Consider the following 11,895-nt stretch of genomic DNA (forward strand, 5'->3'; position numbering starts at 1 on the left):
TACTTCGAGGACGGCGCCACCGACGGCGTGGATGACCACTACGACGCGGCTAAGCTCTCCAACACGACGGGGCTGAACCTGTCCTCGCTGGCGGCCGGCACGAGCCTGGCCGTCAACGGCCTGCCCGTGCGCAACGCCACGACCAGCGTGCCGCTGGCGGTAGGGGTGCCGACCACGGGGACCTACACCCTCTCGGCCGAAGCCCTGCTGAACCTGGGCACCACGGAGGTGTACCTGCTCGACGCGGTGACCGGCCAGCAAGTGAACCTGCAGCAGCAGCGCAGCTACTCGTTCTCGGCCTCTAACGCGGCTCTGCTAACGAACCGCTTCACGCTGCGCTTCGGCCCGCTGCGTCCGACCTCGACCAAGAATGGCCTGACGGCGGCCAGCGTGAGCCTGTACCCGAACCCGGCCCACCGCAGCTTCACCGTGCTGGTGCCCGCCGTGAGCGGGGTCAGCCAGGCCCGGCTGACGCTGGTCAACGTGCTGGGCCAGACCGTGCGCACCAGCCTACTGGCCTTGCCCGCAGCGGGCGCCCAGACCACGATGGACGTGCAGGATGTGCCGCTGGGCGTGTACCTGCTGCACATCCAAGCCGGCGCCACGACCATCACCAAGAAGGTCGTCGTCAACTAATCCGGCGGCAAGAGCTGGGCCGGCCACGCGCCGTGGTCGGCCCGGCCCGGCCGCTTTATCCTTTCCTTTTCGTTTGTCTATGAAATACTTCCTTGGTTTTCTCTTTAGCGCGCTACTGCTGGCCGCCCCGGCTGCCCGGGCCCAGGGCCCCGGCAACGGCGGCCCCCGCCCCGGCGCCGTGACCGACGTGCCCGTCGACGGTGGCGCCTCGCTGCTGCTGGCCGCCGGCGCGGCTTACGGCCTGAAAAAGCTGCGCCGCCGCGCCCGGCGGTAAAGCGCCGCGCGGCGCTCCGCAACAAAAGCGGCCATTCCAAGCCCCGGTTGTCGTCCGACAGCCGGGGCTTTTTTTGCGCGCGAACCAGCAACCGGCAGTGAGTGGGCAAAGAAAGAGCCCGGCGAATGCCGGGCCTTTTCCACCAACCAAACTTAAACGTTGCGGGCTACCGCGTCATCATGCCCAGCGACTTGCCGGAAATCCGGGCCGTGGCGCTGTCGGAAAACTGGCAGCTGAACTGCGGAATGAACACGTTTTCGAGTACCAGTTCCCCGCGGTTCTTAATGGCCAGGCTGGCGCGCTGAATCCGGTTGGAGTGGTCGATGCTGAGCTGAGGATTGCTGCCCGCGCCCTGGCCGGCCGTGGCCTGAAAAACGCCGAGCTGGTTGTTGGTCATTTCCACCGCGCTGCTCCGGCTTTGCTCTACCTGCAGGCTGTCGAGGGTGAAGCCGGCCACGGTGGCCGAGTTAGCCGCGGTGCGCAGCAGGCGCAGGTCGGGGCAGGAAATCAGGATTTGGTTGCCCGGGGCCCAGGTACCACGCAGGGCCGGCGCCTCGGTGATGACCAGGCGGCGGCCGACCCGGGTGATGTTCACCTTGGCGGCGGCATTGTTGCTCACGCGCACCGCAAAGGGTCCCGGGGTCAGCTTCACGCTGACGTTTTCACTCACGACCTGCACTTGGTCGAAATCGGTGAGAGCCAAGGTCTGGTAGTCGCGAAACCGGTCTTTGTAGGTCCCGCGCTGGTACTCGGCGCGCAGGGCAATGTTGTAGGTCAGCAGGGAAGCCAGGACCACGGCCAGGGCCGTCAGCAGCAGTTTATTGCTCGTTTTCATCGTATTCAGGAAGTAGCTAATGAGAGCTGCTCGGCCTTGAACTGGTCGTAGCGCAGCCGTAATTCGTCCAGGTCAATTTCCAGCAGGGAAATGTTCTTGAAAAACTGAGGCAGGTCCTGCTGCAGAAACCGCTCCCGGCGGTACTGCTTTACCCGGGCCTCGGCCCCCGGCGCCACGAAGTAGCCGATGCCGCGCTTGTTGTAAATCACCTGCTGGTTCTGCAAAAACTCGTAGGTGCGCATCACCGTGTTGGGGTTTACCTGCAGCTCCACGGCCAGGTCGCGCACCGAGGGAATCTTGTCTTCCGGCTGCCACTTGGCCAGCAGGATATTTTCGCTCACGTACCCGGCAATCTGCAGGTAAATGGCCTCGTTGTCCCGAAATTCCATAGGTTCTCCTTCGCTTAAATCTGCTTCTCCTGCACCCGGAAATAGCCCGCCAGCCAGAACAGCCCCACCAGCAGCGCCGGCAGCACACCCAGCCACTGCCGCTTTTCCGTCGGCAGGGCCAGCCGGTAGTGCTCCTTACCGATGCCCAGGTCGATGTCGCCGAAGGGGACCACCATATTGCCGGTCACGTGGTCGAGCAGCAGCTGCACGAGCTGAAAGTTGACCACAAACAGCGCGGCTACCCCGATAAAGAACAGGAAGGCCGTTTTGACCAGCTGCATCTTCTCAAAATATACTGCCCCCCAGATGGCAATGGCGTGCATAAAGGCGTACACCAGCAGGGCGTAGTAGGCCTTGTATTTGGCGTCGAAGAAGTTGAGCAGCTCCGCCGGGCGGCCGTGCCAGTTGTCGAAGCTCACCACGGCGGCGTCAACCACGTAGAAGCAGCCGATGCAGGCCAGCGTGAATAGCACGTACGAGTAGAGCCAGCCCACGAGGTACTTTTCCAGGTGGGAAGCAGGCAGCGTGAGGGCGGCAATAGCCTGCTTCTTGTCGGCCAGACTCGCAAAGACGGTGCTGGTAAACATGGCCCCGCCCAGCAGCAGAAAGAAAATCAGGTAGCCCATCTGAATCGGCGGAATCATGGGGTCGTTTTGCACGTAGGCCTGGGTGCCCATTAGCACGGCCAGCAGCCCCAACAATACAGCCACGCTCAGCAGGTAGCCCCGGCCGTGCTCGGCGGTGTGCTTGCGAAACAAGCGCCCGAAACGGGCCAGATTAAATTGATTGCTCATAAACCGGGTGCTTTAAGTAGTTGAGTACCGACTGCTCGCCGCTGGCTACGGCGTTGAACAGCAATTCCAGATCCACGCGGCCGTAAGCGCCGGTGGTGTTGGGCAGAATGGCAGCCCGCCCGCGCACCGACTCTTCGGCGTACAGCACCTCCGCCTCCTGGCCCTCACGCACGGTGGTGAAGCTCAGGCGCTCGGCCAGCTGATCCAGTTCGGCGTTGAGCACGATTTCGCGGTTGTGCAGCACGACCACGGTGTCAATCAGGCTGTCGAGGTCGCGCACCTGGTGGGTGGAGATGATCAGGCAGCGCTCCTCCGTAAGAGCCGAGGCCATAATGCGCCGAAACTGCACCTTGGAGGGAATATCGAGGCCGTTGGTGGGCTCGTCCATCACCACCAGGCTGGTGTTGGTGGCCAGGCCGAAGGCAATCATGAACTTTTTCTGCTGGCCAAACGACATCTTATCAAGCACGGCGTGGTCGGGCACCTCAAACTCGGCCAGGTACGTCGCCAGTTGAGCGTGGCTGAAGCGGGGGTAGAAGCCAGCGGTGTTGGCCACAAACTGCGCCGCCGTGAGAGCCGGCACGTAGATTTCTTCGGGCAGAAAGTACAGGTCTTCCAGCACCGAGGGCAGGCGCTTGGCTGCTGGCTGCCCGTTGATGCGGCAGGAGCCGGCCCGGGGAAACACCAGGCCCACCATGTTCTTGAGCAGGGTCGACTTGCCCGCGCCGTTTTTGCCCAGCAGGCCGTAAATGTGCCCCCGGGCCAGGGTCAGCTGCAGATTTTCGAAGAGCGGGGCCCGTTTGCCGTACCCGAAGCTCAGATTGTGGATGTGAACCATAGCATAGCGCTTTAGTGTACTACTTATCTAGTACACTACAAACGTAAACAAATAATTGAACCCGCAAATATTTTGGTGGAAAAATATTTTGCCCGGTGCCCCCAAGCAAAAAAAAGCCGGCCCAACGAAGAACGTCGGGCCGGCGTAGCGGACAGCAAACCTGGTTTAGCGCAGCGGCAGCACAATAATAAACTCCGTGCCCCGCCCCTGCTCCGACTCCACCCGCAGCGTGCCGCCGTGGCCCGTGCTGATGATATCGTGGCTCAACGACAGTCCCAGGCCGGTGCCCTCGCCTACTGGCTTGGTGGTAAAAAACGGCTGGAAAATCCGGGCCTTCACTTCTTCCGACATGCCCAGGCCATTGTCGCGCACCCGAATCTCTACGCCCTGGGCCACGGGCCGGGTACTCACCGCCACCTCGGGCCGGTAGGTCTGGTCGAGGCCCTGCTGCTGGCGCTGACGCACGGCGTAGAAGGCATTGGTACACAGGTTCAGCAGCACCCGGCCCAGGTCGAGAGCAATGACCGGTACCAGCGGCAGGTTCGGGTCGAGCTGGGCCGTGAGCGTGGCAACGAAGCCGGGGTGCTCGTTGCGGGTGCCCTGGTAAGCTAGGCGCAGGTTTTCCCCGGCCAGGGCATTCAAGTTAGTCATTTCTCGGGGGCCGGCGCCGGTGCGGGCGTGCTCGAGCATGCCCTTGATAATGGCCGTGGCGCGCTGCCCGTGCTGGCTGATGTTGAGAATATTCTGCTTGAGCCCGTCCAGAATCTGCTGCTCCAGCCGGCCGTCCCGGGCGAGGCGCTGGGCCCCGTTTATCTCATCCACAAGGTCGGTGCTGACCTCGGCAAATTTCTTGACAAAGCCCAGGGGGTTTTGCAGCTCGTGGGCCACGCCGGCCGTCAGCTCGCCCAGAAAGGCCATTTTCTCGCGCTGCACCAGCTGGTCCTGGGTGGCCTTGAGCTCGGCCAGCGAAGCCTGCAGGGCCTCGTTGGCGCGCTGCTGCTGGCGGTGGTTGCGCACGAGCAGCACCACGAATACCAGCAGCACGACCAGCCCGGCCAGCAGGGCGTAGGTGCGGTAACGCACTTTCAGGGCCTGCTGAGTGGCGGCGGCCTGCTGGGTGCGCTGGCGTTCAGTATAGTTGATATTTTGCAGGCGCATCACTTTTTCCTGCCCAAACAGCGTGTCCTTCATGGCCAGCATCAGGCTCTGGTACTTCAGGGCGCTGTCGACGGGGCCGCGGGCCTTGAAGTCCTGGGTCAGCAGCATGCTGGAGTTGAGCACGCCCCGCAGAAAGCCGTTGGCCTGGGCCGCCTGGCAGCCCCGGCGGGCGTAGTAGATGCTCGAATCGACCTGGCCCTGCTGCTGGTAGAGCGTGGCCAGCCCCACGTAGGAAAAGTTGCTGCTGCGCAAATGGTGCAGCTGGGCCGACTCGGCAATGCTGCGGCGGTAGTAGGCCAGGGCCTCGGCCGGGCGGCCCTGCTTGCGGGCCACGTTGCCCAGCCCGTAGAGAATATAGTTGGTGGGCGAATGGATTTTCTGGGCCAGCCGGTAGGCCTGCTCCTGAAAGTAGCGGGCCGAGTCGGTTTCGTTGTAGAGGTCGTAGGCCAGGCCGATGTTGCTCAGGTCAATGACCACGCGGTTGTCGTCGCGCAGCTGCTGGCCCAGGCGCAGGGCCTGAAAGTAGTACGCCAGGCCCTGGTGCCGGTCGCGCAGGTACACGTAGATGATGCCGATGCTGCGCAGGTTCTGGGCCTGCATGGCCACGTCGTGGGTGGCCTGGGCCAGCCGCAACGACTCCTGAAACAGCTCCAGGGCGCGGGCCAGGTTGCTTTCGCGCAGGGCCGCGCCGAGGCGGTTGAGGGCGGCGCATTCTCCGTGGGCATAGTGGGCGCGCCGGGCCAGGGCCAAAGCCCGCTGGGCGTAGGCTTCCGCCGAATCGGTGCGCAGGGCCCAGTACTGGTCGCTGATGCGGCAGAGCAGCAGCACCCGGCTGCTGTCGGGCTGGGGCTGGCGCAGCTGCTGGTGCATCGTATTCAGCATCGGACTCTGGGACCAGCCGCGGGGGCTGACGGCGCCGAATACGGTAATCAGAAGGACAACAAGGAAGGCGCGAAACCGGGCAGGCATGCGGGAATTGAGCTAAAAGAACGGGGCGCTCAGCAACCGGCTCGGGCCCTGCTACTTGGCCGGCCGCTGCTTTGCGGCCACGAATATCCTAGTTTATTCCCTTAACTCGACTATACCCGCCCACCCCGGCCGTCGGCAAGGCCACCGGAAGGCGTTGTGGCCGGTTTGGCCCGCAAAAAAAGCCCTGACGCCGGAACGTCAGGGCTTTGCGCGAGGCCGCTCCGGCGGCGCCGCACTGCTGGCCAGCTAGGCCGTTGGCTGGTCGGAGCCGTTGGTGGGCTTGCGCAGCAGAGACGTGGCCAGCGCCACGCCCGAGCCCACCAGGGCCACGGTGAGCAAGGGGTTGAGCGTGGCGCTGGTGTAGAGACTGGTTTCGCGGGTGTGGCCGGGGTAGTTGCCGCGCTCCTGCAGCTGGCCGGCGGCGTGGTCGAGGCCGTTGCGGCGGCGGGGCTGGGGCGCCCGGTCCGACTTCTCCTGCTTGGCAAATACGTTTTCCATGAATTTGTCGAGCAGGCGCGGGGCCAGGGCGGCCATCGAGGTCATCATGCGGCCACCCCCGCCCACGGTGATTTCGCGCTCCGGCGTTTCGCAGCAGTGCAGAATGGCGCGGGCCACAGTTTCGGGCGCGTAGGCCGGCGGGGCGTGCTGGGGCTCCCGGTCCATGTAGTTCTTGGCGTGCAGCGGGTAGGGCGTGTCGATGGCGGCGGGCTTGATCAACGTCACCGAAATCGGGGCTTCGTCCATTTCCAGCTCCATGCGTAGGCCTTCGGTGAAGCTCTTCACGGCGTGCTTGCTGGCGCTGTAGATGCTTTGCAGAATGGCCGTGCTTTCCGACAGAATGCTGCCGACATTGATGATGGCCCCGCCGCGCTGACGCAGGTGCTTGGCCGCCTCCAACGAGCCGTAGACCAGCCCCCAGAAGTTGGTTTCGAAGAGCTGGCGCATGTCCTTGACGGGAATTTCCTCCAGCTTGCCGTAAATCGAGACGCCGGCGTCGTTGATCCAGGTGTCGAAGTGCCCGAACTCCTGCCGGGCCACCTGGGCAATGCGCTGCACGTCGGGCTGGTGGCGCACGTCGGCCACCACGTACACGGCGCGGCCCCCGGCCTGGTTGAGCTCGGTGGTGAGCTGGCGCAGGGCCGACTCGCTGCGGGCAGCCAGCACAAGCTTGGCACCTTGCTCGGCGGCCATGCGGGCCGTAACGAGGCCGATTCCCGACGAGGCGCCGGTGATGACAATAACCTGGTCTTTGAGTTTTTTGAGCTTGACGTTCATAGGGTTTGGGCGGGTTAGCAGTGAAAAAATAGAGGTATGGCCGCCGTGGCCCCCGCTGGGTGCGGGGGCCACGGCGGCCGGCTTTAAGGTGTGGTGGTAGTCCGATAGGGCGAAGTGCTTTAAACGGCGGCCAGCCCGGGGAGTTGGCTTCGAATGCCCACGGCGGAGCTTGCGGCAGCCCTTTACCGGTTCCGGGCCGGCTGCCGCGGGGGCGGATGCCGGCCCGCCGGCGTCGCTCAGACGCCGGGAGGCGCCGGCGCCCGCAGATTTTTAAAACCTGCGGCCGGCCCCGGCGGTAAAGCATGGTCAGCCGAACCAACCCGTACCCATGACGACTTCCGATATTACTACCGCCCAGACGCCCCACGTGGTGTTGATTGGGGCCGGCATCATGAGCGCCACGCTGGGCGTGCTGCTCAAGCAGCTGCAGCCCGAGCTCACCATCGAAATATTTGAGCGCCTCGACAGCGCCGCCGCCGAAAGCTCCGATGCCTGGAACAACGCCGGCACCGGCCACTCCGCCTTCTGCGAGCTGAACTACACCCCCGAGCTGCCCGACGGCTCCATCGAAACCGTGAAGGCGGTCAAGATTGCCGAGCAGTTTGAGGTGTCGAAGCAATTCTGGAGCTACCTCGTCGAGCAGCACCTGCTGCCGCCGGCCCCGACTTTTATCCAGAGCATTCCCCACATGAGCTTCGTGTGGGGCCCCGACAATGTGGAATACCTGCGCAAGCGCCACGCGGCCCTCACCCAGTGCCACCTGTTCCGGGGCATGGAGTTCTCGGCCGACCCCGAGCAGCTCCGGCAGTGGATTCCGCTGGTGATGGACGGGCGTGACCCCAACGAGCCGGTGGCCGCCACCCGCATGGACCTGGGCACCGACGTCAACTTCGGGGCTCTAACCCGGGCCATGTTTCAGCACCTGCAGCAGCTGCCGGGCGTCACGCTGCACTTCCACCACGAGGTGAGCAAGCTGCGCAAGGACGAAACCGGGCAGTGGGTAGTAAAGGTGCGCGACCTGAGCACCGACCAGAAGCGCAAGGTGCGCGCGCCCTTCGTGTTCATCGGGGCCGGCGGGGGCTCGTTGCCCCTGCTCGAAAAGGCCGACATTCCCGAGGGCCACGGCTTCGGCGGCTTCCCCGTGAGCGGACAGTGGCTGAAGTGCACCAACCCCGAGGTAATTGAGCGCCACCAGGCCAAGGTCTACGGCAAGGCCGCCGTGGGCTCCCCACCCATGTCGGTGCCCCACCTCGACACGCGCATGATTGACGGCAAGCGGGAGCTGCTTTTTGGCCCCTACGCGGGCTTCTCGACCAAATTCCTGAAGAACGGCTCCTTTTTCGATTTGCCCTCTTCGATTCAGGTCAACAACATCCGCCCCATGATTTCGGCGGGCCTGCACAACCTGTCCCTCACCAAGTACCTGATTGACCAGGTGCGGCAGTCGCCGGAAGACCGGCTGGGTGCCTTGCGCGAGTACCTGCCGGAAGCCCGGATGCAGGACTGGGAGCTCGAGGTGGCCGGCCAGCGGGTGCAGGTCATCAAAAAAGGCGAGAAGGGCGGCGGCGTGCTGGAGTTTGGCACCGAGGTAGTCAGCGCCGCCGACGGCAGCATTGCGGCCCTGCTGGGCGCTTCGCCCGGAGCTTCCACGGCCGTGGCCATCATGCTGGATTTGCTGAAACGCTGTTTTCCCCAGCAGCTCAGCACCGAGGCCTGGCAAACCAAGCTGCGCGCCATGATTCCATCCTACGGCCTGCCCCTAGGCAAAGACGCCGCCCTGGCCGCCGAGGTTCGGGCCCACACTACGGCCGTGCTGGAACTGCACGTCGGGCAGCCCGCCGCCCACGGCTAAGCCAGTGGAGGGGCGCGGCCTCGTCCGGTTTGGGCGGGGCCGCCCCCTCGGGGCTTTACCAGGCCAGCGGCGCCCAAATTATACAACCTCGGAACCACCAGCTTCTGAGTAACTTGCCAATTCGGGCCGGACGTCCGAATCGGCAAGCAGGCAAGATCATGACTTTTATTCGACTGAAGGGGTTTCTCATGTTTCTGCTGCTCTGGCCGGGCTGGCTGGGCGCCCAACCCTGGCAGCCGCTGCAGATTGCCGAACAGTTTGTGGCCCCCGAGGGCTGGCCGCAGATGCACAGCTACCTCTGCTGCGAGGCGGCCGGCCAAGCGAAGCGCCAAACCCTGGGGCAGCAGATTCCGCGGCAGCTGCGGCGGCGCTGCCAGCTGCTCCACCAGGATTCGGCCCGGGCCGTGGTGGCCGTAGAGCTGCGCGACTCCGCCGCGGCCCGCAACGACTTCTACCTGCACTTCACCCGTCAGGGCGCGGGCTGGAAGCTCGAGGCCGTCCGGTCGTTGGCCATGACGGCTCTGGGCGCGCCCATGCTGAAGATGCTCACCGAGATGCCTGCCGACGAGGTGGCCCGCTACAACCAAGCCCACCCGGCGGCTTCCCGCGACTTTATGGTCGGCAACATCCGCCTCTGGATGGGGCCCGACGCCGACATCATCCGCCACTTCACCCAGCACCGGCGCGACTTCGAGCGGGTGGTGCGGCTGGTGAGGGCGGGGCAATACTTTGCCGCCCCCGACAGCGCCGCCGCCGAGCTGGCTGCCAACGCCGACCCCGCTATTCAGGCCCTGCTGCAAAGCCTGTTTATCAGCCGCCTGTCCCGGCCCGGCCCCGACTGCGGAGCCTGCCTGGAATTTACCATCGGGGGACGGGTCAATAGCACGGTGGGACTGCTCTACCAGCCCAATGCCGCCGCCGTGCCCGCCATGAGCCCCGACGGCATAATGGTGATGCGCCCGCTGGGCAACGGCTGGTACCTATTTAAAACCAGCTGACTCGCGGCGGCCACGGCTAGCTGCCGGCTTAAGCTCCTCCGTAGCTAAGTCGAGCCCGCATTATTTGAGTAGTTTTACTTTCCGTCCGCCGCCGACCTCCGGCGCCCCGGGCGTTTTTCGTTGTTCTGCCTTCTCCACCGCTTCTGCCCTATGACTTCGGTTGACTACCAAAAGCTATTCCGCCAGCTGCCCGAAAACTTTATGCTCATGACCCCGGACGCCGTTATCGTCGATAACACCGACGGACACGAGGCGGTGTCGCTGAAAAAGCGCGAAGACGTGCTGGGCCGCTCCATGTTCGACGCCTTCCCGGCGGTCGACCAGAACCAGGACGACATTATTTTCCAGTCGCACGAGTACGTGCGCCAGCACCGGGCGCCCAACACCATGCCCGTGATTCGCTACGACCTGGAAGTGCCGGCTGAGCGGGGCGGCGGCTTCGAGCAGATGTACTGGCAGGCCACCCACTTTCCCATCCTCGACGAGCAGGGCGAGCTGCAGTACATTCTGCAAAAAACCGAGAACATCACCGAGAAGTACCTGGCCCAGCTTCGCAACGAGGAAATACAGCGGGAGCTGGCCGAAAACCAGGACCGCACCGAGTTTATTCTGCAGTCGTTGCCGGCCCTGATCTGGACGGCCACGCCCGACGGGCGGCGCGACTTCTTCAACCAGCGCTGGCTGTCCTTCACCGGCAAGTCCCCAGCCGAGCTGACCGGCTACGGCTGGATTAATGACATCCACCCCGACGACAAGGAGCGGGTGCAGCGGGCCTGGGCCGAATCGGTGGCCAACGGCAACGTGTACCAGGTGGAATACCGCCTGCGCCGCGCCGACGGGCAGTACCGCTGGGTGCTGGTCCGCGCCCTGCCCCGCCGCAATGCCGATGAGCAGGTTACGATGTGGGTAGGCTGCGGCTTCGACATTCACGACCAGAAGCAGATGGTGCAGGAGCTGCTCGAGGCCAATGAGCAGCAGTCGGCGCTTTCCGACCAAGCCTACGAGGCCTACAACCTGGCCCTAAGCCAGCGCGAGACGTTCTACAACCTGTTTCAGCAGGCCCCGGCCCTGATTTGCATCCTGCGCGGCCCCGAGCACCGCTACGACTTCGTGAACCCGCTCTACCAGCAGCTGTTCGAAAACCGCCAGCTCGTGGGGCTCACCGTGGCCGAGGCCCTGCCCGAGGTAGTCGACCAGGGTATTATGGAGATTCTGGACAACGTCTACAACACCGGTGAGACGTTCTATGGCAAGGAAATTCCGCTTCAGCTCGACCGGGACGGCAGCGGCACGCTGCACCCGGGCTACTTCAACTTCACCTACCAGCTGTTTTCGGAAGGAGGGAAAAAGGCCGGCATCACTGTCTTTGCCTACGAAATCACCGACCTAGTGGAGGCCCGCAAAAACTCGGAAAACTTGAATTCGGGCACTCAGTCCGGTAGCTAATCCCGTGGTCCTGTTCTTCACGCTCTCCGGCCCCAAGGCCCTTTTTCGATGGACATAACCGCGCTGGACTTCCAGCAAGCCCGTATCAAACAGGTGTTGTTCAAGTCGAGGCTGCGCTCCGTGCTCTACGGCGTGCGCGAGGCCGACCCCACCCTGTTTTCGCCGAGCGAGAACCCGCTCAGCCAATGGCTGCACACAATTGTCAAACCCAAATACGGCTCCTACCCCGAGGTGCGCGAGATGGAGCGCGCCATCCAGAATATGCTCGACGCCGGCCAGAAGCTGGTCAAGCAGTACCAGCGCGGCCAAATCGAGGAAGCCCGCACCGGCCTCGACCAAGTCGATGTGTACGCCGCCCAGGTCGAACGGCTGCTGCAGACCCTGGAGCGCACTACTACCAACGCCGCGGCGTAGAGCACTTTCTCCTGCTT

Annotated in this window: 12 protein-coding genes; 6 read left to right on the forward strand and 6 right to left on the reverse strand. The window is 64.0% G+C overall.

Annotated features, from left to right (window positions below):
• Both EWM57_RS13680 and EWM57_RS13685 read left to right on the forward strand, forming a co-directional pair.
• On the forward strand, positions 1-636 hold a 636-nt coding region (locus EWM57_RS13680), incomplete at its 5' end, for a T9SS type A sorting domain-containing protein (protein ID WP_129921720.1).
• A 79-nt stretch (positions 637-715) separates the two neighbouring features.
• Positions 716-910 (forward strand): PID-CTERM protein-sorting domain-containing protein, encoded by a 195-nt coding sequence (locus tag EWM57_RS13685; protein WP_129921721.1) that lies wholly within the window; start codon positions 716-718, stop codon positions 908-910.
• Between the two features lie 166 nt (positions 911-1,076).
• Here the strand turns inward: EWM57_RS13685 and EWM57_RS13690 are convergent, their stop codons facing one another.
• The 6 genes from EWM57_RS13690 to EWM57_RS13715 form a co-directional block, all read right to left on the reverse strand.
• Entirely contained in the window at positions 1,077-1,745 is a 669-nt protein-coding gene (locus tag EWM57_RS13690; protein ID WP_129921722.1) for a hypothetical protein, read from the reverse strand.
• Positions 1,746-1,750: 5 nt separating this feature from the next.
• On the reverse strand, positions 1,751-2,134 hold the full coding sequence (locus tag EWM57_RS13695; protein WP_129921723.1) for a GntR family transcriptional regulator: 384 nt from the start codon (positions 2,132-2,134) through the stop codon (positions 1,751-1,753).
• Between the two features lie 14 nt (positions 2,135-2,148).
• A complete protein-coding gene (locus tag EWM57_RS13700; RefSeq protein ID WP_129921724.1) occupies positions 2,149-2,928 on the reverse strand; it encodes a hypothetical protein in 780 nt (259 codons plus the stop codon).
• Complete coding sequence (locus EWM57_RS13705; RefSeq protein WP_129921725.1) at positions 2,912-3,766, reverse strand: ABC transporter ATP-binding protein; 855 nt, start codon at positions 3,764-3,766, stop codon at positions 2,912-2,914. The genes EWM57_RS13700 and EWM57_RS13705 overlap by 17 nt, the downstream gene beginning before the upstream one ends.
• 165 nt (positions 3,767-3,931) lie before the next feature.
• Complete coding sequence (locus EWM57_RS13710) at positions 3,932-5,893, reverse strand: ATP-binding protein (protein ID WP_129921726.1); 1,962 nt, start codon at positions 5,891-5,893, stop codon at positions 3,932-3,934.
• A 246-nt stretch (positions 5,894-6,139) separates the two neighbouring features.
• Complete coding sequence (locus tag EWM57_RS13715; protein ID WP_129921727.1) at positions 6,140-7,168, reverse strand: SDR family oxidoreductase; 1,029 nt, start codon at positions 7,166-7,168, stop codon at positions 6,140-6,142.
• A 328-nt stretch (positions 7,169-7,496) separates the two neighbouring features.
• Here EWM57_RS13715 and EWM57_RS13720 point away from each other — a divergent pair, with 328 nt between their 5' ends.
• The 4 genes from EWM57_RS13720 (at position 7,497) to EWM57_RS13735 (ending at position 11,878) form a co-directional block, all read left to right on the forward strand.
• Positions 7,497-9,020, forward strand: a complete 1,524-nt coding sequence (locus EWM57_RS13720; RefSeq protein WP_129921728.1) for a malate:quinone oxidoreductase — start codon at positions 7,497-7,499, stop codon at positions 9,018-9,020.
• A 158-nt stretch (positions 9,021-9,178) separates the two neighbouring features.
• Positions 9,179-10,018 (forward strand): hypothetical protein, encoded by an 840-nt coding sequence (locus tag EWM57_RS13725; RefSeq protein WP_129921729.1) that lies wholly within the window; start codon positions 9,179-9,181, stop codon positions 10,016-10,018.
• A gap of 150 nt (positions 10,019-10,168) precedes the next feature.
• Positions 10,169-11,464 (forward strand): PAS domain-containing protein, encoded by a 1,296-nt coding sequence (locus tag EWM57_RS13730; protein ID WP_129921730.1) that lies wholly within the window; start codon positions 10,169-10,171, stop codon positions 11,462-11,464.
• Between the two features lie 48 nt (positions 11,465-11,512).
• Positions 11,513-11,878, forward strand: coding sequence for a CZB domain-containing protein (locus EWM57_RS13735; protein ID WP_129921731.1), 366 nt, complete (start codon positions 11,513-11,515; stop codon positions 11,876-11,878).
• The last annotated feature ends 17 nt before the right edge of the window (positions 11,879-11,895 follow it).

The sequence above is a fragment of the Hymenobacter persicinus genome, assembly GCF_004167665.1.
Lineage (GTDB): Bacteria > Bacteroidota > Bacteroidia > Cytophagales > Hymenobacteraceae > Hymenobacter > Hymenobacter persicinus.

Coding starts and splice junctions, on each gene's coding strand:
- EWM57_RS13685 (WP_129921721.1), top strand. CDS start 716: ATGAAATACTTCCTTGGTTTTCTCTTTAGCGCGCTACTGCTGGCCGCC.
- EWM57_RS13690 (WP_129921722.1), bottom strand. CDS start 1,745: ATGAAAACGAGCAATAAACTGCTGCTGACGGCCCTGGCCGTGGTCCTG.
- EWM57_RS13695 (WP_129921723.1), bottom strand. CDS start 2,134: ATGGAATTTCGGGACAACGAGGCCATTTACCTGCAGATTGCCGGGTAC.
- EWM57_RS13700 (WP_129921724.1), bottom strand. CDS start 2,928: ATGAGCAATCAATTTAATCTGGCCCGTTTCGGGCGCTTGTTTCGCAAG.
- EWM57_RS13705 (WP_129921725.1), bottom strand. CDS start 3,766: ATGGTTCACATCCACAATCTGAGCTTCGGGTACGGCAAACGGGCCCCG.
- EWM57_RS13710 (WP_129921726.1), bottom strand. CDS start 5,893: ATGCCTGCCCGGTTTCGCGCCTTCCTTGTTGTCCTTCTGATTACCGTA.
- EWM57_RS13715 (WP_129921727.1), bottom strand. CDS start 7,168: ATGAACGTCAAGCTCAAAAAACTCAAAGACCAGGTTATTGTCATCACC.
- EWM57_RS13720 (WP_129921728.1), top strand. CDS start 7,497: ATGACGACTTCCGATATTACTACCGCCCAGACGCCCCACGTGGTGTTG.
- EWM57_RS13725 (WP_129921729.1), top strand. CDS start 9,179: ATGACTTTTATTCGACTGAAGGGGTTTCTCATGTTTCTGCTGCTCTGG.
- EWM57_RS13730 (WP_129921730.1), top strand. CDS start 10,169: ATGACTTCGGTTGACTACCAAAAGCTATTCCGCCAGCTGCCCGAAAAC.
- EWM57_RS13735 (WP_129921731.1), top strand. CDS start 11,513: ATGGACATAACCGCGCTGGACTTCCAGCAAGCCCGTATCAAACAGGTG.